This window comes from Flavivirga rizhaonensis, assembly GCF_004791695.1.
GTDB classification, from domain to species: domain Bacteria; phylum Bacteroidota; class Bacteroidia; order Flavobacteriales; family Flavobacteriaceae; genus Flavivirga; species Flavivirga rizhaonensis.
Window position 1 is genome coordinate 59,412 of sequence record NZ_SRSO01000007.1, and the last position, 23,709, is coordinate 83,120.

23 protein-coding genes are annotated in these 23,709 nt (G+C 36.0%); 2 read left to right on the forward strand and 21 right to left on the reverse strand.

All coding sequences use genetic code 11. The features are described 5' to 3' along the window. Position 1: 1 nt before the first annotated feature. The 21 genes from EM932_RS06675 to EM932_RS06775 all read right to left on the reverse strand — a co-directional run bounded on the left by EM932_RS06675 (position 2) and on the right by EM932_RS06775 (position 21,718). A complete protein-coding gene (locus tag EM932_RS06675; RefSeq protein ID WP_135876406.1) occupies positions 2–280 on the reverse strand; it encodes a helix-turn-helix domain-containing protein in 279 nt (92 codons plus the stop codon). 292 nt (positions 281–572) lie between these two features. Continuing rightward, a complete protein-coding gene (locus tag EM932_RS06680) occupies positions 573–1,394 on the reverse strand; it encodes an RteC domain-containing protein (RefSeq protein WP_135876407.1) in 822 nt (273 codons plus the stop codon). Between the two features lie 276 nt (positions 1,395–1,670). Beyond that, positions 1,671–2,582 carry a helix-turn-helix domain-containing protein gene (locus tag EM932_RS06685; protein ID WP_135876408.1) on the reverse strand — a complete coding sequence of 304 codons (912 nt, stop codon included), beginning with the start codon at positions 2,580–2,582 and terminating at the stop codon, positions 1,671–1,673. Positions 2,583–2,594: 12 nt separating this feature from the next. Then, positions 2,595–3,086, reverse strand: coding sequence for an asparaginase domain-containing protein (locus tag EM932_RS06690; protein ID WP_135876409.1), 492 nt, complete (start codon positions 3,084–3,086; stop codon positions 2,595–2,597). A gap of 27 nt (positions 3,087–3,113) precedes the next feature. Beyond that, positions 3,114–4,397, reverse strand: a complete 1,284-nt coding sequence (locus EM932_RS06695) for a metal-dependent hydrolase family protein (RefSeq protein WP_170179743.1) — start codon at positions 4,395–4,397, stop codon at positions 3,114–3,116. A gap of 149 nt (positions 4,398–4,546) precedes the next feature. Then, the gene (locus EM932_RS06700; protein ID WP_135876411.1) at positions 4,547–5,446 is read right to left on the reverse strand and encodes a hypothetical protein; all 900 of its coding nucleotides are present in this window, start codon (positions 5,444–5,446) and stop codon (positions 4,547–4,549) included. A gap of 3 nt (positions 5,447–5,449) precedes the next feature. Next, positions 5,450–5,914, reverse strand: a complete 465-nt coding sequence (locus tag EM932_RS06705) for a YybH family protein (RefSeq protein ID WP_135876412.1) — start codon at positions 5,912–5,914, stop codon at positions 5,450–5,452. Positions 5,915–5,942: 28 nt separating this feature from the next. Next, positions 5,943–7,295, reverse strand: a complete 1,353-nt coding sequence (locus EM932_RS06710) for a cadherin repeat domain-containing protein (protein WP_170179744.1) — start codon at positions 7,293–7,295, stop codon at positions 5,943–5,945. 13 nt (positions 7,296–7,308) lie between these two features. Beyond that, positions 7,309–8,226, reverse strand: a complete 918-nt coding sequence (locus EM932_RS06715; RefSeq protein ID WP_135876414.1) for a hypothetical protein — start codon at positions 8,224–8,226, stop codon at positions 7,309–7,311. A gap of 12 nt (positions 8,227–8,238) precedes the next feature. Beyond that, complete coding sequence (locus EM932_RS06720; protein ID WP_135876415.1) at positions 8,239–9,249, reverse strand: hypothetical protein; 1,011 nt, start codon at positions 9,247–9,249, stop codon at positions 8,239–8,241. A 2-nt stretch (positions 9,250–9,251) separates the two neighbouring features. Next, entirely contained in the window at positions 9,252–10,343 is a 1,092-nt protein-coding gene (locus tag EM932_RS06725) for a hypothetical protein (RefSeq protein ID WP_135876416.1), read from the reverse strand. Between the two features lie 5 nt (positions 10,344–10,348). Next, positions 10,349–11,434, reverse strand: a complete 1,086-nt coding sequence (locus EM932_RS06730) for a hypothetical protein (RefSeq protein WP_135876417.1) — start codon at positions 11,432–11,434, stop codon at positions 10,349–10,351. 114 nt (positions 11,435–11,548) lie between these two features. Continuing rightward, a complete protein-coding gene (locus EM932_RS06735) occupies positions 11,549–12,883 on the reverse strand; it encodes an IPT/TIG domain-containing protein (protein WP_135876418.1) in 1,335 nt (444 codons plus the stop codon). A gap of 150 nt (positions 12,884–13,033) precedes the next feature. Next, the gene (locus EM932_RS06740) at positions 13,034–15,664 is read right to left on the reverse strand and encodes an ATP-binding protein (RefSeq protein ID WP_135876419.1); all 2,631 of its coding nucleotides are present in this window, start codon (positions 15,662–15,664) and stop codon (positions 13,034–13,036) included. A 232-nt stretch (positions 15,665–15,896) separates the two neighbouring features. Further along, positions 15,897–17,342 (reverse strand): type IV secretory system conjugative DNA transfer family protein, encoded by a 1,446-nt coding sequence (locus EM932_RS06745; protein ID WP_135876420.1) that lies wholly within the window; start codon positions 17,340–17,342, stop codon positions 15,897–15,899. Continuing rightward, the gene (gene mobB, locus EM932_RS06750) at positions 17,339–18,367 is read right to left on the reverse strand and encodes a MobB family relaxase (protein ID WP_135876421.1); all 1,029 of its coding nucleotides are present in this window, start codon (positions 18,365–18,367) and stop codon (positions 17,339–17,341) included. Before mobB ends, EM932_RS06745 begins: the two co-directional genes overlap by 4 nt. Next, positions 18,330–18,896 carry a BfmA/BtgA family mobilization protein gene (locus tag EM932_RS06755; protein ID WP_135876422.1) on the reverse strand — a complete coding sequence of 189 codons (567 nt, stop codon included), beginning with the start codon at positions 18,894–18,896 and terminating at the stop codon, positions 18,330–18,332. Before EM932_RS06755 ends, mobB begins: the two co-directional genes overlap by 38 nt. A 548-nt stretch (positions 18,897–19,444) precedes the next feature. Continuing rightward, complete coding sequence (locus EM932_RS06760; RefSeq protein WP_135876423.1) at positions 19,445–19,642, reverse strand: hypothetical protein; 198 nt, start codon at positions 19,640–19,642, stop codon at positions 19,445–19,447. 15 nt (positions 19,643–19,657) lie between these two features. Further along, positions 19,658–20,107 (reverse strand): JAB domain-containing protein, encoded by a 450-nt coding sequence (locus EM932_RS06765; RefSeq protein ID WP_135876424.1) that lies wholly within the window; start codon positions 20,105–20,107, stop codon positions 19,658–19,660. Between the two features lie 73 nt (positions 20,108–20,180). Next, on the reverse strand, positions 20,181–20,537 hold the full coding sequence (locus tag EM932_RS06770) for a single-stranded DNA-binding protein (protein ID WP_135876425.1): 357 nt from the start codon (positions 20,535–20,537) through the stop codon (positions 20,181–20,183). A 773-nt stretch (positions 20,538–21,310) separates the two neighbouring features. Further along, entirely contained in the window at positions 21,311–21,718 is a 408-nt protein-coding gene (locus tag EM932_RS06775) for a hypothetical protein (protein ID WP_135876426.1), read from the reverse strand. Positions 21,719–22,050: 332 nt separating this feature from the next. Between EM932_RS06775 and EM932_RS06780 the strand changes: the two genes are divergently transcribed. Continuing rightward, positions 22,051–22,815, forward strand: coding sequence for a type IV toxin-antitoxin system AbiEi family antitoxin (locus tag EM932_RS06780; RefSeq protein WP_246040949.1), 765 nt, complete (start codon positions 22,051–22,053; stop codon positions 22,813–22,815). Then, positions 22,808–23,701 (forward strand): nucleotidyl transferase AbiEii/AbiGii toxin family protein, encoded by an 894-nt coding sequence (locus tag EM932_RS06785; RefSeq protein ID WP_135876428.1) that lies wholly within the window; start codon positions 22,808–22,810, stop codon positions 23,699–23,701. Before EM932_RS06780 ends, EM932_RS06785 begins: the two co-directional genes overlap by 8 nt. Positions 23,702–23,709: the final 8 nt, after the last annotated feature.

A 23,709-nucleotide genomic window follows, 5' to 3' on the forward strand; every position in this document is an offset into this window, starting at 1 on the left:
ACTAGAATTTGTTATGAATCTTGTTCTCTTCCATCACTTTCATTATCTCTTCATAATCGTAATAGAGTACACCCCCGACTTTTGTATAGGGCAAGGTGCCATTAATTCTTAGGTTTTGAAGTGTGCCAGGGGAGATTCCCAAAAGCTTCCTTATTTCGGGGGATTTTAGCCACCTTTTGGAAATATGACCAGATTGATTGTTGAGTAGTTCTTTGATATCATCGAGCAGTTCCATTTTGAACTCCCGAAGGTCTTCAGTAGTGATAATTGTTGCTGCCATTGTAAGACGATTTAAAAAGTAAAGCCGCCAAGGTTATCATTTTTAAATGACGGCTTTACAGGGATTTGACTTTCGTTCTACAAAGTTGAAGCGGATTGATGGATTTTGTTCACAAGGTGAAACCAAGTTGGTAGAAAATTTAACATCATTTGAATTGCCTTAACTTGTTACCGTTTGACAACTTAAATACGCGATTTTTTATAGAAAATGATTTTTTTCAACGCATAAAAACCAAAACCCAAGTTGATACCAACTTGGTTGTTTTTTTAACATTTGAAAGGTTTATGGAAATTCAATTATCGACTTCTTCCATTCTTTTTAAAAGTGCCGATTTTAAGAGGTTCAGAAACTTAGCAGGGTCGATAGCCCTATCGCGTATTGCAATAAACGTTCTATAAAAATCTCCCAAGTCTATATTGAAAATCAATTCAAAGGCTTTGACCAGTTCTTTAATGTCGCCCTGTATTGCACCGGATGCAATCAGTGCATAGGTTAGTTCGATGATATCCGTTTTTGATGCAGCACATTTTAGGTTAAAATTTCTTCTGGGAAAAGATTTTTCATCCCCTTTGGACAAGTTGGACAATCTTTCCTTTAAATAAAGCACCATCAAGCCATACCCCTTGAACTGTGCAAATAGAGCGTCTTTTGGGGTATTGAACTCAGGGTCTTGAACATAAATTCTAGAGGCTCCTACAGGCAGTTCGGCGTTGGATTTTCTAGTGAAATAATACGAATCGAAATGAGTACAACCTAATTCGATGTATTGTCCAAAATCCATATTCCGCAGGAAGAAAGCGTTGTAATTGTCAAGGTGTTTCTTGATATATTTTCGTTGAACTTCTATGCAGTTTTCAGGAAAGGATAACTCAAAATTATGGATTTCAGTATGATAAATCAGTTGTGAGAGTGGGATAGGCTTAATGTTCCTAAAAAAGCGTATTTCTTCTTTTGGGCTGTCAAATCCTTTTTCCATCATTTTTTTTCTGAGCAATGAAAGATTCTCACGGCATACTATAATAGAACGGAATGCCCTTTTATTGACATTGGGAGTTTCAACTTGTATTTGGTCAAGTTCGTTGTGTAATTTTTCTGTTAATCCAAGATATTCCATAGTCAGCCATACTCGTAGATTAGAGCCTACTGTCTATGGGGGACACATTCAAAAACGGCAACGAAAGGCCAACAAAAACATAGTCCTATACACAGAAGGCATAAGGGTCATAGATTTCTCCCTGGTTTGTTCTTTAGCAATTTTTGGCTGGAAAGTTGGCTATAAAAATACTGAAAGGCCATAGTAAAAGCTGTTAACAAATAACGTATTTGCCTACTAATTTAAACGTATTTTTGTACGTATTCTGGTTGTGATTAGTATAAAACTAAAAGTTCTTCATTTTCCACTCTTGAATTTTGCTAGAAACCCTGTTTTGTTCTTTACCCCCGTCTTTTTAAAAATATTAGATGCATGCTTGGAAACGGTTCGCTCGGCGATGAAAAATGTTTCCGAAATCTGTTTGTAGGTTTGGTTGCTCAACATTGAAACAGCAATCTCAATCTCACGTCTGGTCAGGTTTTTGTGAAGGAGTTTGGGCTCCAATAATTTGCCTTTGTTCTCGTAAAAAGCGATTACGCCCAACATCTTGTTTTTGTTTTCCAAAACGTATAAGTATCTATCTACTTCTATTGCAGTAATTGCATAAAAAGGAAAATTCATTACTGTGAAGGTGAGCCATTGATAATCACCAATCACTGTTAAAATGGGTAGCAACACAATACATCCTGCACTTAATATTGAAAGTCTACATCTTCTGAGAGCGAACGAGTTCGATTTGGGAAAATGACTGATTCTTTGACAAAAAGAACCCAAGAAATAAAATCCGATTAAGGCAAAAGGAATAGTAAAATATGCTCGTGCCTTGTCCAGTGAGCCCGTTATGAAATAAGGAGCCAAAAAGAGAATTATAAAACCAAGGCCTAACAATAAGGAAATATTGGTGATGGACCAATACATTTCAAAAATGGCAAAATCGTATTCTTTGTATAAGTAGTAGACAATGTAAATACATAGAGTAATGGCCGTCCCGTAAGTGATTACATACTGAAGAATGAATGGCCCAGGAAAATTATCCATTGGTAGAAATCCTCCTGTCGCATTATAGATGATGAACAGGATTCCTAAAACGATATACCTTCTAAATCCCGAAAGTTTTAATCGTAATGACTGAATTGCGGCATACAATACAATGAACGTATCTATCAACAGATAGAAGAAGGTTGTCCAATGTATTGAAGTACCAAACATTTTTCATATTTATTATGATAAGGTTTCAAATTGGTTAGTTTGTAGATTCTTTTTGACGTTGTTCCAATCGAAAATTTTTCCATTCATCGTGATATAAACTCCATTCTCCAAGAATTTCAATGCTGAAATCGCAAACCCCAAATTGAAAGGGGCGTCGGTATTTGCATTTGTTCCCAAAACTAAAGCTCCTGTAAGTACAACAACTTTCCCAAGATTCATCCTTCCGAGAAAATTTGCGGTTTCAACCATTGTTAATGTTCCGTGAGTAATAAGTATTTTATCTGCAATAGATAACTTGATTTTTTCCGACAATACCTTGCGGTTTTCATCGGTTATAAATCGGCTGTCTTTATCAAAAACTTTATCTATTTCGTATTCAAAGGATACGTTGGCAGATTTAAAGAAATTTTCTATATCCATATCTATATGCTCAGGCTTGTCTATTGTATCCTGATATTCCAATCCTCCAATAGTACCGCCGGTCGTTAGAATATGTATTTCCATATCCAAAGATTTTTCATGATTTGGTTTTTATTTTATATTGGATTTATAAATCTTCCCACTCTTCATTACGAATTCAACTTTTTCAAGTATTGTAATGTCTTCCAAAGGATTTCCTTTCACGGCTATTATATCTGCCCATTTTCCTTCTTTGATGCTTCCGGTATTATCTTCAATTCCTATAAGCTCGGCGGCAATAATCGTAGCTGATTTTATAGCATCAATTTCAGTCATTCCAGCTTTGACCATTAAATTGAATTGCTCTGCATTACGCCCGTGTGGATATACTCCAGCATCTGAACCGAAAACCATTTTCACACCCTGCCTATAAGCTTTAAGGAAATTATCGAGAAATCTTTTATATAATTCGTTGTTACCTTCGCCTAACTTTTTATCACTGTAATCTTCATTTAGTTCTATATGGGAATAATGGGCGGCTAGCAAGTCCATCACGAGATAGACCTTGCGGTTTTTCATCAGTTGAATTGCTTCGTCATCCATCAAACTTCCATGTTCGATTGAAGTAACACCCGCTTTTACAGCATTCTTTATTCCATCGGCACCATGGGCATGGGCTGCTACTTTCAAACCTTGTTTCTTTGCCTCATCTACGGCCGCCCTAATTTCTTCTTCGGTATACGAAGCAGCTCCAGGTATGGAGCCACTGGTGCCAAAACCACCCGTCGCTGTAATTTTTATAAGGTCGACTCCCTGTTTGATGTGACGGCGCACTTGTTTTCTTACTTCATCAACCCCATCAGCAATGGCTGCAGGATTTTGTTTTAATTCAAGTTGTGGTGCCATCCAACTTTCCCAATCTCCGTGACCGCCGGTCATGGTAATTGCAGGACCACTTACGTACATTCTCGGGCCGGGAATAATCTCCTTGATAATTGCATCTCGTAGTGCAATATCACTATAGAAAATACCCCAAATATCTCTTACGCTGGTAAAACCTGCATTAAGTGTTTTTTCTGCATTAAGCGTTCCCATTATACCATAATTGGCAATAGGCAACTCCCATTGGTCAATAGACTTATCGTAAGAATTCAGCACTAAATGAGCATGGCAATCAATAAGTCCGGGTAGGATAGTATATTTTGACAAGTCAATAACCTCTTTGTACTTATCCTTATTGGATGCTTTATCAATTTTTATAATCTTGTCGTTTTCAATAACAATAAGGACATTGTTAATGATTTTCCCTTCAATAACATCAAGCATTGCACCAGCCCAAATAGCCTTTTGTTTTTCCTGTGCAACATTACTTAATGAAAAAAAAAGTAGTAGTACTGATAGAATAGCTCGTGACATAATTCTCTTATTTAATTTACTTATTATACGTCCATTGATATTGAAATTCAAGGGCACTTCCATTTGGGATAAACCTCTTTCTATTAGTGGCTAAGTGATAATCATCTTTATTATACTTATGTTGATAGGTATATTTCTATTTTTAAGACCTATTTTTTTTCGTATGTCCAATCGTAAATCAATTCAGTTGAATTTTGCGAGTTTGGATTAAATATCGTTTTGGTAGTAGTTTCAGGATACCCATCTTGATTATACTGGTGTTGATATGTTGTTTTGTATTGTTTGTTGTCATCTAAATCTGTTCTTGTGTGAAACAATAAATTGTTTTTGCCATAGAAATACAAACTGGGAGGCAAATTTGTAATGCTATTTGTATGAAACGACAATACGCCCATATAATATGATAAACCTTCTTTACCCCCAGAGTTTTCGTGTAAGTTTAATAATGGATTTTTCTTGTCATCGTACCCAAACTTACTTTCAAACTTATCCACATACGTAAAATCATCGATACTTTGTCGTTCCAGTATTTCAGCAATACTACCGTTGCTAGTGTAGGTGATAATATACTTTTTATAAGGGGCTAACCCAGAGTTATTCGAGATAAAATGTTCTGCTATTTCTATAAGCTGTCCCTCTGTATTATACTTAAAAGTTTTATCTAAATTGTATGTATTGGCTACAGCCTCTTCCAGTACTATTTTGCCTTCTTGGTCATAAGTAATCTCTGTGGTATAGTCCGAAGTGGTTATTTTACTTAGCTTGCCTTGAGCGTTATATTCGTAACTTGCTTCTCCTTTTTGTATGGGTAGGTTTTGTGTATTATATGCATATGTAATACTAGAATTTCCGCTTCCACTTTTATTTATCGTGGCGATTTTACCATCATCTTTATACTCAACATCATAAAAATTAATATCATTTTCGTTAATGGTTTTAACTCTTGTTTGAGGTATTTGTTCTTCTACAGAAGAAGAATCATCACTACTACAGGAGGCAAATAGAACAAGTAGTATAAAAAAACTGTTTATGTATTGAATATTTTTCATCTGTTATTTTTTAATCCATGCTTGACTTATCAAATGACTAATGACCTTCCACTCTTTATCTTTCTTTTGAAATACCATAAGATGATGGTTGTGTCTGTCTTTCATGGCCGTGCCATCTCCCCATTCTTGACCTTTTACTACTGTCTTGGAACGTACAATGGCTATTTCTGGTGTCAAGAAGTTGATGTCTTTATATTGACTTTCTGATTTTCCTTTCATCACAAAATCCAACGAATAGATTTCAGTAAGCAATGTCTTTAAGTCTGCTTTGCTTTGCATACGGTCTCCAAAGGCATTGGTCCAATCTACCTTATCGTCATAATGTTTTGTGGTTTTCGCTACGTCCCTTTCTTTCCAGCCTTCGGCTATGGTCTTAATGATGCTTTTAATTTCTTTTTTGTCGTTTTCAGTTTGCGAATGCAATGAAAGAGATAGTAATAAGCTAAGTATAAAAACTAGTTGTTTCATTTTTAATAGGTTTATTTTTAAATCTTAATTATTGAATAAAAATGCTGCGAAATTCAGCATTATCTATTGTGTATTCTGGCACTTGAACACCATTTTTCCAAAGAACTCCTTTCAATGTTGTAGTACCTTTTCTACCAACAACATAGAAATCATTGTTAAAAACTGCAACACCAAGCGCTATGGCATTAGTTCCACCTGACAAACGAAAAGATTCTCCATTCTTCCAATACTTGGCATAGTATATATTACCATCTTCTTCGAATTCATATCCCACGGCATATACATCATTACCAGATACGGCTATATCTTCTATACCACAATTGTTGGCATCAGAAAGCGATGTAGATTGTCCATTTTTCCAAATTTTAGCCTCTAGTTCTCCTTGTAAAGTTTCAAAACCACCCAAATAAACGTCATTGCCAGAAACTGCAATTGCCCGTGCTTGCGCTGTTGCAGTTTCTGTGCTAACTGCAGTACCATTGCCATTTTTCCAATGTAGGGCGAATCTACCGTCCTTGCCTGACACTTCACCATAACCCGCTATGTGAATATCTCCGTTTGCTTTTGTAATATCATATGCTATAAATGCTTCAATATCAAGAATAGTAGCATTGCCATTTTTCCAGTATTTAGGTACATTTCCATAATCAGGATGATCTTCTTGACCACATACATATACATCACTACCATCAACGACAATTGATCTTGCTCTTGAGAAACCATCTCCTAAACTTAGGGATACATCGTTTCCATTTTTCCAGTATTTGGCGATTTCTTTTAAATCATCTTCTGGTCCTTCTACTTCATATCCCGCCACATAAATATCATTTCCTTCCACAAATATTGAGTAGGCTGCTGATGGATAGTCTTCACTAGGTGAAGTAGTGGGCAATGTTATTTCTCCATTTTTCCAATAAGCAGCTTCTGCCCAGTCTTGATTCAATTCACTTTGAGTGTAAATTCCAGCAATATAAATATCGCCTGTTTCGTCATTAACATCGGTGACATTGATAGTAATTTCTGCAGACACCTTTGATTTTCCATCGCTAACCTCAACATTTAACTTATGGGTTGAAGCGGTTTCAAAATCTAATTGCTCATTTTGTGCCAGTCTAATAGTTCCTGAACTGTCTATCGTAAATAGAGCCCCAGAATTGGTGGTTATTGTGAAAACAAGTTCATCTTCATCAGCATCTGTTGCTGTTACCACACCGACTATACTACCAGAATCAAGTGCCTCGGTTACTGTAAATGATTGTGCATTTATGACTGGTGCTGTATTACCAGGTTCTGTATCACTGGGTGCGCTGCCATCGTCTTTACTGCAGCTTACAAGAATAATGATAACTGCCACGAATATTTTTAATAGTTCTTTTTTCATGATTATAGATGTTTTATTTTTTTTCATAGCCCCACTCATATGTTACTTTACCACTTACTTGACCATTTGTACCAAAGACTGTTAACGTGGTGCTTAAAGGGTACTCGTCCTCATTGTATGTGTCGTGCTGAAAGGTTTGTTTATATTCTTCATTATTGATAATAGTTGTGCGAGAAAGCATATTGTTTTTACCATAATATCTATGGATTGGTGTATCACCTAAAAGACTGCCTGTATAAAAATTTAAAATGTCTAAACTATAGGACAATCCCACTGCACCTCCAGAACTTTCATGCATGATTAGAAGTGGATTTTTTTTGTCATCATAAGTAAATGTTGATATATATCTATCAGTGTAGGTTATACCATCAAGACTAGTTGTTCCTACTACTTTAATAGCATTACCGTTGTTATCATAAGTTATGAAATGCTTTCTATAAGGAGCTGCTCCACTTGGATTTGGATAAATAAAAAACTCATCTACGGTTGTAAGTTGTCCGTTGGAGTTATAGCTGAAGGTTCGTTTTAAAGTATATTGGCCATCTGCTAAAGTCCCTTCTTCAAACAATTGCCCTTGGGCATTATAAGTAATCTCTGAAGTGTAATTTGACCCTATAATCTCACTAAGCAATCCATCCTCATTGTAGTTGTAAATGACGCCCCCCTTTTGCGTAAATTGTCCTTGGTCGTTGTACAATATAGACGCAATATTGCTACCGCTATTCGCTGTTCTCTTTATACTGGTAATATTACCGTCATCGTTATACGTTATGTCATAATTGGCGGAACTACCATCTTCAAAAATTTCTTTAATTGTACTTACCCTTATTTTGTTTTGAGGTTGGTTTACACCTGCATCGTCATCACTACTACATGCGGTGAAAAGAAAGATAAACAGTATGCACCAACTTATATATTTCAGCTTTGTCATGGTTTTTTGTTTTTAATTTGAGGTTTTTACAAAAATGTCTATTGGATAGGTGTACAAGCCATCTGTAGGTAAGAATATTTGTTCCATATTTTTCCAGTAACATGCTTGTATTATGCCTTGTTCATTTTCATCATATCCGGATATGTATATATCATTGTCCATTGCAAATATTCCTGATGTTCGAGAACTGGTATTTGATAAAATAACTTTTGCATCGCCCATCCAGTAGACTGCCTTACTTTTGTTGTCTTTGTCTTTTTCAAAACCAGTGGCAAATAGTTTTTCATCAACAATTGTAATATCTGTTACTGATGAAGAATTATTTTCTATTTCTGGCAACTCTTCTAGATTATTATTAAGCCAATATGCTCCTATCATGTTCGGTGCTGATTCTTGTGTAATAATGTTGGCAGCTATATATAAATTGTTATTATTTAGATGTATTGAATGGCAGTCTACTATTATTACATTATTTTCGGGTAAAATGACTTGAACACCGTCTTTCCAATATCCAACCTCACCATTTTTAAAATAACCAACTATATATACTGTTTCATTTTTTACTAATATATTTACAGCCTTTTCGCCTTGATACAAAAGATTTTCTTGGTCATTTTTCCAATATACTGCCTCAGATTTATTGATTGATGAGTTCAAATCATCCCTCTTACCTACAGCATGTACAATATCATTTTGAGAAACCCAGATATCATTTATAACTGCGTTGTTTGTATCTAATATGGTTTTAGCACCGTTTTTCCAATACACTGCATTATCACCTTCACTTCCTGCCACATATACATCATCATTATCAGTTACAAAAATTGAGGTAGCCGAAGAGTTTGTATCTGAGAGTATGGTTTTTTTACCATTTTTCCAATACACAGCTTTATTATCGTCTGTTCCTGTAACATATACATCTGCGACAGGTGTATCTTCGTTAGCTTTATCATCATCTTTTGAACATCCAGTAATTAGGATTACAAAACAGAAATACAATATAGTTTTACTTATTTTTTCCATCTTTAATTTGAATTTTTTGTTATTGCAATACTTGACGCAAATGCAGTATAAGAACCATCAGTTAGTGTTGTCTTAGCTCCGTTTTTCCAATATACCGCGTCATAGGAGGAAGACGCCGTTGGCCTCGATGAACCAACAATGTAAACATCGTTATCAACTACAATGACTTGTTTTGAAAAACTCTGACTGCTACCCGCAGATAAATCAAACTTATTGCTATCCTCCCAGTAAACTGCACTAGATATATTAACATTGTTTTGGTCTGCAACAGCTTCTCTTGCAGATACGTACACTTTATTGTTGGCAACGTAAATTGAAGGGGCAAATATTTTTTTATCCCCAGTAAGAGATAAAACTGTTTTTATACCATTTTTCCAGTACACTGCTTTAGATTCAGGTTTACTATCTTCCTTACCAGCTATATAAACATCACCAGCGTTTGTAACGTAAATAGATTGTGAAATTGCACTTGGGCCACCATCAGATAATACTATTTTACTATCGTTTTTCCAATACACCGCTCGTCTACCAAAAGAGAATGGTTCATACTCATATCCAGACACATAAGTATCTCCACTTGGTGTTATATGAATACCGTAGGCATAAGAACTAACAATACCGCTAGAGTGTAGTGATACTTTAGTGCCATTTTTCCAGTAAATAGCTTCAGCTCCATTGTTTGTATCATTTATTTCATAACCTATTACATATACATCATCATTATTTGATACCTCTATATCCCAAGCGTAAGCGTCCTCGGCATTGTTTGTCGCAAGCGTTACTTTTTCGCCGTTTTTCCAATATACGGGCCTCCTTATCCCAGAAACATCAAACTCAATACCAGCTATATATACATCATTTTTACTGGTAATGTGTATAGCATAGGCATCAGAATATTTATCTGATGGTAATATAAACTCTTCACCGTTTTTCCAATACACGGCTTTAACGGTGCCGTCTTGTTTTTGTATTTGACCTACGATATAGATGTCTGTTGTGGGGTTGCCATCTTGAGATGTACTATCGTCTTTTGAGCATGATACTGTAGTAAACACCAATAAAATGCATAGTATATTTTTAATTATTTTTTTCATCTTTTTTAATTTGAAGTTTTTACAGCAATATCTTTTGCAAATGCAGAATAAGACCCATCGGTTAATGCAGTTTTGCTACCGTTTTTCCAATACACGGCGGTATAGGGCGTTGACATAGCTGGTCTTGTTGAACCTGCGATATAAACATCATTATCAACTACAATTAAGTGGTTTGCATGTGCTTGATTGCTATTGTTGCCTATTGTTAAGTCAAACTTACTTGCACCTTCCCAGTAAACCGCACTCGTCAAATTGTTATCGTTTGGGTCAATTTCTAGTGCAGATACATATACTTTGTTATTGGCTACATAAATTGAAGGGTTTAGTATTTTTTTATCACCTGATGAAGGTAAAATTGTTTTTACTCCATTATTCCAGTATACAGCTATATCTCCTGGAGAACTAACTTCCCTGCCAACTATATATACATCTCCGGCTTCAGTTACATAAACAGATTGTGAACTAGCACTTGGATTACCATCAGATAATAGTACTTTACTATCGTTTTTCCAGTACACCGCTCTACTGCCAAAAGAGGATTGATTATTTTCTCTTCCAGATATATAAGTATCTCCGTTTGCTGATATATGAATACCATTGGCATCTGAACTTTCTACTCCAACAGAATGCAGAGATACTTTAGTGCTGTTTTTCCAATACACTGCGGCGGGAATATTGCCATCATTTCTTTCGTTGCCAACTACAAACACATCTCCATTATTTGATACCTCTATATCCCAAGCATATGTATCCTTAGTGTTATTTGCTGTAAGTGTTACTTTTTCGCCGTTTTTCCAATACACTGGTTTTCTTACGCTAGAATCATCAAACTCAACACCAACGATATATACATCATTTGTACTGGTAATATGTATAGCAAAGGCATCAGAATATTTATCTGATGGTAATACAAATGCTTCACCGTTTTTCCAATACACGGCTTTAACGGTACCGTCTTGTTTTTGTATTTGACCTACGACATAGATATCTGTTATAGGGTTGTCATCTTGAGATGTACTGTCGTCTTTTGAGCAGCTTGTTATCATAGCTATTAAAAGAAATACCGTGGTTTTATATATAATTTTTTTCATGATTTCTATACTTTGTAGTAATGTTTAATCGTGCTATTCCAGTTAAAAAAGTTTAGTGAAAACAACATCGATAGGGTGTGAATTATGGGGAAGAATAGCACGTTAAACATTACATCACTCTTGCACTATTTTTTTTATTTTATTATTTACTATATCGGCTACATAAATGTCTCCCAATTCATCAACACACAACCCTCTTGGAAATGCAAACTTTGCTTCTAACAAACCGTCTCCATTTGAATCCCCTTCTGTACTTCCTGCTAAAGTGGTTACATGGCCCGCAGGCGTAATTTTTTTTATTTTATGATTATCGATGTCCGACACATATAAATGGTCCCACTTATCAATAGCTATGGCAAAAGGGCTATAAAACTTTGCTTGATTACCTATACCATCTTGGTCACCTTGGTCACTCCCTGCAAATGTGGAGACAACGCCATTTGGTGTTATTTTTCGTACTCTGTTATTAAACCCATCAGCCACAAACAAATTTTCTTCCGAGTCTATGACAATGCCCATAGGAAAATTGAACTGTGCGCTCAAAGCCACTCCATCAAAGAAGCCTTTAGTACTGCCAGCTACGGTAGTAACTTCTCCAGAAGGAGAGATTTTTCGTATTTTATGGTTTTCGCCATCGCATACATATAAATTGCCTTTGTCATCGAGAGTCAGTCCTTGTGGTTCGTTAAATTGAGCAGTTGTAGCATTTCCATCCGCAAAACCTGCAGTACCATTACCTGCATAGGTGGTAACTTCACCACCCGTGAGTTTTCGTATGACATGGTTTTTAGTATCTGAGATATAAAGGACTCCAGTTCCATTTTCTTGTACCAAAGCGATGTTTCTAGGCTCATAAAATTTGGCTTGGTTGTATTGGCCATTCATATAGCCCATAGTAGAACCGCCAATAGTAGTAACAGCTCCGGCTGTGCCTATTCTTTTAATTTTATGGTTTGCCAAGTCAATCAAATAAAAATGCTTGTTTTGGTTAACCAGGCCATAAGTTATATCGTAGGGTGCCTTGAAATTCGCCTGTAAAGGGTTTTGGGCATCTTCATCTCCAGGGACTCCACTGCCTGCAACAGTGGTTACAAAAGTGCTTGTAATGTTATAGGCGAATTCAGGGCCTTCCAATTCTTCTCCATTTACAGTAATTTTTACAGGTCCAGTAAAAGCCTTTGGAGGTATGGCTACCTCTATTTCAGTATTGGTTAAATTGCTTACCAGAGCCTCTTTGTCGTTAAAAAAGACCTTGACCAATGTTTCATCTGTTCCAAAGCCATTGCCTATAATTTTTATCACATCTCCTTTACCACCATTGTCTGGAGATAGGGATGTGATTTTTAAAGATTGGTCGGTATTTCCTGTACTATTGTCATCGTTGCTACATCCTATAAATAGTAATAGGATTACTGCCATAGATGCCAGTTTTTTAATTTCTTTTTTCATTGCTTATGCTTTTTTGATTTGAGTGATATTATAGTATCGGCGTGACACTAGAACAACTGGCAAAGTTCTAGCACTAAGTCAAGGGGTATTGCCTCCTATGTTACATTGTTTTGCTGTAATGTTACCTACAAGGAAAAAGAAGTAAAAAAATTATTTATTTTCTGAAGGATATAGGGAGGGGAGTATTCCAAAATGCTCTTTAAAGGCAGAAGTGAAATATGATAAACTAGAAAAACCAACAGCATAAGCTACTTGTGAAACAGATTCTCCAGCTTCAAGAAGTTGCGCTGCACGCAAAAGGCGTTGATTTCTAATAAAGGTTGTTGTGGATTGTCCGGTAAGGGCATTGAGTTTGCGATGAATCTGTACACGGCTCATTCCTATAGCTTCACTTAGTTGGGTAACACTAAAATTACCGTCATCCAAGTTTTGGTCTATGATATTGAGTAGTTTCTTTAGGAACAGTTCTTCGGTACTTGCAATAACAATATCACTGGGTTTCAAACGGATTATTTTTTGAAACTTATTCTTCAGCTTTTCCCGTTGTTGTAAAAGGTTTTGGATTCTTGCAATGAGTTCGTCGGTAACAAAAGGCTTGGTAAGGTAGTCATCCGCTCCTGTACGCAGCCCTTTTAATTTGGTGTCAATATCCGCACTTGCTGTAAGTAAAATAACAGGGATGTGACTCGTAAGTTCATCTTCTTTTAAAGATTCACATGTTTTTATACCATCTATACCCTTCATCATAATATCACTTATAACCAGGTCAGGTAAATTTTCCCTAGCATATACAACTCCTAATTCCCCATTCAAAACATGCGTTACCATATACATGGGGCTTAGTTTTGAGATAATCATATCGGCCAATTCTTGATGGTCTTCTATTAAAAGGATATGATTGTCAGCTTGACCAACCTCTTGACCTGTTTCATTTTTTTTGGTGTTATCTACTTGATTAAAAACTTCTTTGCTAGAAACTTCTTGTTGTTCTACGAAAGCATTCAATGATTTTAAGGGAAATGACAAGGTAAAGCAAGTGCCTTTATCCACTTTGCTCTTAACGCTTATTGTACCGCCGTGTAATTCTACTAATTCTTTGGTTAGTGACAGCCCCAAACCTGTTCCTAAATTAGAGGAGTTTTCTACTTGAAAGAATCTATCAAATATTTTGGGGATATTTTTTTTATTAATGCCAATACCCTCATCTTTTACCTGAATTGATAATTCCCCATTTTGATAGGACGCACTTACTTTTATTTTTGTTTTAGGTCTGGAAAACTTTATGGCATTGGATATTAAATTGTACATGATTTTTTCCATGGCATCCTCATCAATAGGAACCCATAAGCTATCTTTCGGAATGCTTGTCTTTAACTTGACATAGTTAGAGGCAGCTAACGATTCAAACATAGCTGTCCAATCCGATAACAGTTTGTAAATGTCATTTCCACTTTTGTTAATCTGGAACTTGCGAGATTCTATTTTTGTTAAATCAAGAATCTGGTTGATTAGTCGCAACAGTTTATCTGTTTGCGCTTTTAAAAGTTTCCAATCATCGTTGACATCTAATTCATCTATATGGTCTTCTATGACACCCATCATTAAGGTGAGAGGGGTTCGTAGTTCATGAGAAATGTTGGCAAATAATTTAGATTTTAATTTATCTACTTCTTTTATTTTTTCGGCAAGTATCTTGGCACGTAAGGCTTTTACCCTTTCTTCCTCAGCTAAGACTCCAGCAATTTTATTTGCACAAAGTGCAGAAATTGTAGAAAGTATGTTTAGATGCTTTTCTGAATAAAAGTTTTTATCTGGATGTTCAGAATCTATAACCCCAATAACCTTATTTTTAAAAGATATAGGTACTGCTATTTCAGAAAGCCTATTATTGTCATCTGAAATATATCTAGAGTCCTTGGATGTATCAGGAACTAATAATGGCTTCCCTGTCTTTGCCACATGACCTACAATTCCGTTTCCCAAGGGAATTTCCAAAGGCTGATAAATTTCAAATGCTTTTGGATTTTTAGTCCCATAAGCTGCTCTTTGTTCTAATATTTGCTTTTCATCGTCTAGCAGATATATAACACAGTCAATAAACCCAAGCCTCCCTATACAATTCTTGGTTACGTCCCATAAAATTTCATCTACAGTATTTTTGCCAAATAACGAATTGGAAAAATAGTAGATGGTACTTTCAATTTCTTCTGCTTTTTCAAGGGCGTTTTCTTTTTGTTTAATCTGAACATTATATTGTACGGCATATAGAAATCCTATGCTTATGGATCCGGATATAGCAATAATTAAGCTGAAGTAATAGATCAACTTCATCGTACTTTCAGAAATTGTCACTTTATATAATGAATATGAAGTCATTTCCAAAATCAGAAAACCTATAATACAAATTATGATGTTCCAGATAAATGCATGTTTTTCCTTTAGTTCGAAAAGAATGACTCCACTAAAAAGAACAATGACCAAAAGAAGTTGTACAGCACTTGATTGACCTAGAGTTGAGGCTAACCAAAAAAGGTATAAATAAGAACATAAAAACAACCATATCTTTGCTAGACTATAGCTTCTTTTTATGTTGAATATCCATGTAAAGGAAAGAATAAAAAAAAACAAAAGGGCAGTAACACCTACTCTTGAATTGATAGAAAAAAAGAAAAAGGCATAAGGTAAGGAGGTGCACGCTGCCAAAAGCGTGTACAAATTTACTAAACGTAATTTTCTTAGCTGATCAAATGTTAATTGATCTGTAATACCCAAATTTAACATCTTAAGTTCTACATATTTTCTTTTTAGTGTACTAAAGTATGAAAATTTCTTAGGATCTTGATTGTTGCAATCTCCATTCTATAAAGTAAATGTATTGATGAGTCACATCTAAATAAATGACAAGTAAAATAATATTATAAGGATGTAACAGATAGAAAATTCTCAGAAGGAAATCGGTATTACTATAAAATACTAGCGCAATTTAGGATAATATCATTTAACTGTAATTGCACTATTTTGGTTCAAAAAGAAGTTTTACGTCTCGATATATTTTCTCAAAATTCAAACGTAAATCCTCATCGGAATACTGCTTTGTTTTTTTAGGCATATCCTTTTGAATCTGTTGTAGTTTGAATTGTACTTTTTTATCCTTACCATCAGCAAAAGCAACAAATTCGCCTTGTTTTAATCTAAAGAAAATATCTGCCCTACGTTTAGAAACTTCTTTTTCTCCTTTGGTTATGCGGCTTTCAAAACTCAATCCACTGCTTTTGCTGATACTGTGGGTGGGCTTTTTTATGATTTCAAAGAAGCGTTCATAATATTTGGCTGTATCGGGGTCGTTGACCTTACCGAAGAATTGATAAGATAGGTTGCTCAGAATGGCTTTGCTCATTTTGTCTCCATATAGAATATCGTTCTGTACTTTGTCCTGCATCACATAAATAGTAGCGATGTCATAACTTCGTAGCGTTGCCGGAATACGGTGCATATTAAGCAGCTTAATGGTTGGAGCTTCTTCCATCATCAAAAAAGAAGGTCTTTGACCTCTAATGCTCATTTGCTTTATAACTGTATGTAAAATTGCTGCAATTATGGGTGAATAAGCTGATTCGTATTTGGGGTGGTTCACTAAGGAAATTACCGCTGGATTTTTCTCGTCATTTATATTCAAAGGCACTTCGTCTTTCGACAATGCCATAAATAGTTGTCGTGAGCTTATCTTTTTAAAAGCATTGGCTAACGTGCTTTTGACTCCTGCCGTTTGCTTGTCCGAATCCATACCATTGATAAAAGCACTCGCCATACTCCTTGATGTGATATTGGAACTTACAAAAGCGACCAATCGCTTGGTTGTCATCGATTGAAAAATAGCAATCAAATGCGGTAAGGTGCAAAATTGTGGATAGGATATCTTCAGCTTCCAAATCAATCCACCCAACAAACCTTCCACAGCATCGTTAAAGAATTTTGTGGTACTGTTTGTACTAGATTCATCGAACCCTAACAGGTTTTCAATAAGAACTTTGGATAATTCATTGACACTTTCCTCATTGGGTAGATATCCTGGTGCAATGGGATTGACACAATAATGGATTTGGTCAAAAGCGATGGTATAGAATTCTATGTCCTTTTCCCTGAACAGGGGATAGGCAATTTCCGTAAGTTCAAAATCCTTGTAATCGTGTAGGATGCCACAGAATTGATGTTTACTAAAATGCTGAAGGAAATTATAAATAACACTTTCTGTTTTTCCACTTCCTGCGGACCCAATGACGGATGCACCCCTTTTTATATTTTCGATTTGGAATTTACCCCAACGTAATCTGAAATTTACTTGATATTTCTTATCCCTATTTAACGAAACTTCTTGATTGAAAAATACATATAAAACCGTACTGACAAATAATAACGGAACTATGATAAAAAGAACGATATGTGCCGCCGATAAATTCATATTCCGATTGAACCTGATTGTACAGCTCTGTCAATACCTTTTTTAAACTTGTTGATTACCTTCAATGCCAATTGGACTTTGTTTGTTGGGATGTTCATAATGGGAACACCAGCTTTACCAAGTATTCTATAGGCAGTTGCCTTTTCGTTGGTTGGCAATCCTGACAGCATAGAGAAATACAGCTTTGGGTTTTTGAGAAATGTTTTCCTTGCGGTATAGGTTTCAACGTAATTTCTTTCGTATTGAAATAAAGTGTCGAACGTCTTTTCAGAAGCCTTAAAAAATTTATCCCTGTCAAAACCACGTTTTACAGGTTTTCCGTTAAAGACGGTTTCAGAAGCTTTGTACTTGCTTCCAGGTGACAAACTGTACTTGTTGGACATATCCTTTCTGCTTACAATGATATGGATATGGCTTTGCGAACCTGCCTTTGGCATACCTCTCACAATACGTTTGCCGTTTTGTTGGTGTGGAGCCTGTTTTTCCAGTTTTGCGATTTTCAGTTTCAACCGTTCAATATTTCCTTTCGCTTCGCCAGCTTCTATTTTGCGAATGTCATTTTTAAGTTGAAGTATTTTTGTGGCATACGGTTGGTTCTCTACAATTTGTTTGTCCGTACCTTTAAAAGTGCGTTGATGCTCAATCTTTGCGTAATATTTTATATCATCCACGGTAACAGCCCGTCCGTTTATTTCTCGATTGAAAGATTTTGCATATTCCTTCATCACTTCACGAGTATATTGCTTTAGTGCTTCCGAGGAATCTTGTATATGCTTTAATTCTCTTGAGCTTGGATTAAGGGTAATGGAGTAAAATTTGGGTTCGGTCTTTTTAAGTTTTGCAGTATTCCCATCAATTTCTTTGATGACTTCCTGACTGGATATTTCCTCTCCGTACTGATTGAAAAAATGTTCCATTTCATCAATGGATTTACTTTCATTTTCTTTTTCAAGATAGGCTACAAAATCGGCAACGCTTTGAGCATAATTACCTTCGGTAGTCTGTTTGGTTATTGTGGTGTACATCTTGTAATCGTTGTTTATAGTTTTCAAATTCTTCCATTGTGAGCTCCAGTTTTAGATAACCTTTTCCAAAACTTCCTTTTACATAAGAGGTCTTGTTGAGGATTTTTTCCAAATCATCCTTAATGTTTTGATATTGTTGTTGTATTCCTTGGTATTGGTTTCGGTAGTAGTTCAGTTCCTCATTCTCGGTAATCAGTTCCTGTGGCTCAAATTCAAAAAGTTCCTCTTGTGTCTCATTCTGCTCTGGGCTTTCCTGAAAGAGTAGTTCTAACATGGCATTAGTAGGTTTGGTTTGATTCTTTTCAATATCCTTAATGATAGCAATAGCAGCTTCTGTGCGCTTTCGGTTTTTGACCAATTCTTGGCCAAGGCTTTTTTCAAATCGTTCGGAAGGCAAAAAACCGTGCCACTCAAAAAAGTCGATAATAAGTTCCATTGTAACAGAATAGGAATTGGAGACCTTCTTGGAGAAGCTCTTGAACCTTTTTGCTGTGGCTCGTTTGAATCGTATGGTATAAAAGTTGTCCATATAAGATTGTAAGGTATTGGGTCATATTTTTTCAATGCTTGTGGGGCTTACCGAACGATTTGACCCAGTTTTCGGTTTGTTCCTTTAAAATTTGAAATCGTGAAACCCTATAAACAGGGGATTTGCAAAGCAAAACCAATAATTAACATCGCCTCGGCGTGTTACCCTCTTGCTTCTCCAAATCCGTCCCGCAGGGACAAAATTTTTCAAACAACCTGACTAAAAAGTCAGTTGCTTTTTCGGAATTAAAAATTCCGATATGTCTAATTTTTGGTGGTATCGTTATCGGCGAAAGTCAAATCAAAATGGGATAGCGATACTTAAAAAATGGTACTGCTTAACAGTCTTTTAAAGATATTCTATTTACATATAATATTGAAATACGGATTGTTTTCAATTGATTGGTTTTGATACCAAAAAATAGGATTTTTAAGAAAAAGTAAATTCAGGACGTCGAGTTTCGGAATATTGGTTCTTTAAATTTTGAAAAAGTAAGGCACAAAAAAAGACCTCTGAAAGTTCAAAGGTCTAATCCGTTGTATTTTAGCTTAGATATTGAAAACATACTTATAATTGTATAGATTTCGTATCGCTTCTTCTTCCAACAGGGTCTGGTAATTTACATAGTGTTCCCTGGCATAGTTCCTCAATTGCTCCCCAAACCTTTTTTCAACTTCCTTTTTTGATATAGAAAGCAAGCGTTCTTGGGTAGCATCATCTAGGTTGTTATAATTCAAATAGACCATAATCAAAACTTAAAATCATAACATGCCATTATCCGCAAAACTGTAATATTCCCCGTTGGATACTATAATCAAATGGTCTAGTACGGTAATATCAAAAAGCTGTGCCGCTTTTTTGATTTTCTTGGTCAACTGGATATCCGCATCGCTGGCTTCAAGTTTGCCCGATGGGTGATTGTGCGAAAGTATGACGGCTACTGAGGCGGTCTTTAGTACCACGGCAAATAAGAGCCGTAAATCTACCAATGTGCCAGTAATGCCACCTTGTGAAAGTTGATAAATTCCCTTTACCTTGTTACTATTGTTCAATAACAGCACTTTAAAGGATTCATGCAGTTCTATGGTATTCTTGTTCCAATGTTCATAAAGAAGTTCGGAAGCATCACGTGATGAATTTATTTTTGTCCAAAAGGGAGCTGGGACACGCTCTTTGTAGCTGATTTTTATTTCATTAACTTGTCGTTTCATTGTAATGTCTTTTTAGAAATAATGATGAAAAGAGGGCGTTGCTTTCCACGGGAACGCCCTCTTAATTTTGATGTTACTTATCCGAAGTATCTCCGTTTTTATTTCCCAATAATAGGATTTCATTGGCTACCACTTCGGTAACATAGCGTTGGTTGCCATCGTCCATAGTGTAGGTACGGGTCTTTAGTTTTCCGACTACACCAACTTCCTTACCCTTTTCAACATACTTTTCGACGATTTCAGCGGTCTTGCCCCAAGCGACAATAGTGTGCCAATTGGTGTCCGTCTGTTTCTCTCCCTTGGCATCCTTATAATATTCATTGGTTGCCAATGAAAAGCGGGCTACTTTCTTACCGCTTTCAAGGTTCGTAATGGTTGGTTCCTGTCCAACGTTTCCGATTAACTGTACGTGATTTTTAATGGTACTCATGATAAAAGATTTAAAAGATTAATATTTCCCTTTTTTTAAACTGAATTAAATTTTAAGGGGTGTTTGTTTGATTTCTTTCGTGCACCGCACAATGGATGAAGTGGGTTTTGTCAAGACTTTTAGGGAATAAATCAGGAGTGTCTGCAACGTAGCAAAACCTGCCTGCCGACAGGCAGGTCCTCGGTTTTCAAGGAAGTAGAAACCTTATTTTTCACTAAAACTCGTATAGTCTTGACAAGTTCCATAAGGGCATTAGCAATTCCTTTAAATCCGGTTGCGATTTGAGCGTACCGACAGTTAAGCGAAATGAGCGATTGGGTTTAATTTAGAATTGGTTATGCACTGTCTGTTTTTCGACGCCCCGAAAAACAACAAAGGCTTTATCCATTATAAACCCCTTAAAATGTGTAAGTCAAAGGTTCGGTTTTTAAGAATTATCGAGCAAAGACTCAAGAAGGATTTGCCGGGAATTCTGTTAAGAAAATCGAGGCTTTGACTTTCCGATTGGAAAGCGGACTTGATTCACGGTTTTGGCTTGGGAATGTAGCGTTCCTTCCCGGCGTAGCGGGTAGGGTAGCGAAGTGGAAAGCCAAAAACGGGGATTGGGTTCAAGACCTTATGTAGAGAAGCTCTTTGCCCGGAATGCAGAGCAACGAAATGAAGGGAAATGTGCTGAACGGCTTATGTAAGTTGTTTAGATTCATAATTAAAAACTTAGGTTAAAAAAGCCCACTCTTACGAGCAGGCTTTCACATTTGAATACATTAGCAATATTAAAGTTCAAATTGTACAATCTGTTCTTCAATTTCAGATTTACGTTGTTCCAAAGTGGACTGTAAATGTGATGTTACCAACTTGATTAAATTCGTGTTGGTCGTCTTGAATTCCAGGTTCCGGGAATCCCTTAGATAAAAAGAACTCGAATCATCTTGATTGTAATTGAACTTGGTCAGCTCGTTCAACGTTTGTGTCAATCGTTCACGTTGTGTTGCCAAACCTCTCAATTTTTCAAACTTTTGAATTCTGTCATCCAAATTGATTGCTGGTTTTTTAGCTACAACCGTTTTTTCCAGTGCAACAGTTTTGCCGATAGCCTCGTCGGTCAACTTCTTTTGGACTTCCTTTTTAACGGTTGCATTTTCCTTGGTTGCAGTTCCGTTTTGTTTTGCTACTTTTTGCATAATTAAAAATTTTAGATTAAACAATATTTGAGCAGAACCCAAACGGAAGACAAAATTTTGGAGTGGGAAGGAAACGGAATAAACAAGCGTGGGATGTAGCGATGGCTTTATGCTGTCCCTTTTCCGAGAAATATTTTGCGACGTTTATATTTCGATAATATTGTATGAATACTCTCTATTACTATACTTTTTATAAAAAAAGCACTCACTTTTATCAAAAATATGTTTAAAAATACTTTAATACACAAACTATTAGTTTGTATATTTGAATAAAAATAAACTTAATCTAGATTTTTAAAGTTTAAAAAAAGTTAAAAACAGAAACTATTAGTTTGGAAAAAGAGCAAAAAATAAACTATCTTCTAAATTCGCAGCCTTCGGGAGCTGTGTATTTGAGTTCGTGGTTAATGGAAAACGGATTCTCTACACAATTGTTAAATCGCTATAAGAAGAGCAATTGGATATATTCCATAGGAAGAGGAGCTTGGATGCGGACGGGTGATACACTTACCTATCAAGGTGCATTGTTTTCATTGCAGCGACAAGCTAACTTGAATATCCATCTTGGAGGAAAAACAGCATTATCTTTATTAGGGAAAGCCCATTATTTGGAGCTATCCACAAAACAAATAGTATTATTTGGTAGCAGTAAAGAAAAACTACCTGCTTGGTTCTCCAACTACGACTGGGGTTTAAAAGTCAATTACCATGGTTCTTCGTTTCTTCCTCCCAAAATAGGGTTGCAAACCTTGGAACAGGGAGCTTTTAGCTTGTTGGTATCCAACCCAGTAAGAGCCTTATTGGAATGCCTGTATTTAGTGCCCAAAAAACAAGAACTGGTCGAATGCTACGAAATAATGGAGGGGCTTAATAATCTCCGACCAAAGCAGGTACAGGAACTTCTGGAAAAATGCACTTCCATAAAAGTAAAACGCCTTTTTTTATATATGGCAGAAAAAGCGAAACACGATTGGTTTAAGTACATAGAATTGGAAAAAATAAACCTTGGAAAAGGGAAACGCTCATTGGTAAAGGAAGGTGTCTATATATCCAAATACCGTATCACTATCCCTAAAGCACTGCAAAATTATGAGTAATTATAAGCATCAGGTTTCCCTATTGTTACAGGTGTTACCAGAAGTAGCAAAAGAATCCGTTTTTGCACTGCACGGGGGTACGGCCATCAATCTATTTGTAAGGGATATGCCCAGGTTGTCCGTTGACATTGATTTGACCTATATCCCCATAGAAGATAGAAAAACGTCCTTTAAGAATATTATTGATACCCTAGGCGGTATAAAAATAAAACTTGAAAAAATTCTGCCAAGAGCTGTAGTTTCATTGAAAAGGGAAACTTTAAAGCTTCAAATTTCTACTGTAAAAGCACAGATAAAAATAGAGGTGAACCAAATCAATAGAGGAGTTATGGATGAAACAGTAACGTTGCCGTTATGCGAAAAATCCCAAGAGGAATTTGATGCTTTCTGTACTGTTTCAGTAGTTCCCATAGGGCAATTGTACGGTGGAAAAATCTGTGCCGCATTAGACCGCCAACACCCTAGGGATTTGTTCGATGTAAAATACCTGTTGCAAAATGAAGGATTTACCAACGACATTAAAAAGGGTTTTATGTTATGCCTATTAAGTAGCAACCGCCCCCTAAATGAAATGTTGTATCCCAATTTTATTGACCAGAGAGAAACTTTGGTCAACCAATTTGAAGGTATGAGCACAGAGCCATTTACCTATGAAGATTTTGAAAAGAGTCGGAAGGAATTGGTATATATAATTCATCAAAACTTAACCGAAAAGGACAAAGAGTTTATAATAGGTTTTAGCAAAGGAACACCTGATTGGAGCATATATGATTTTGAAAAATTCCCTTCTGTTCAATGGAAGCTACAGAACCTTATTAAACTTAAAAGCGGTAATCCCGAAAAATATAAGCTTACACTTGCTTCTTTGGAGAAAGTATTGCACTGAATAAGCTA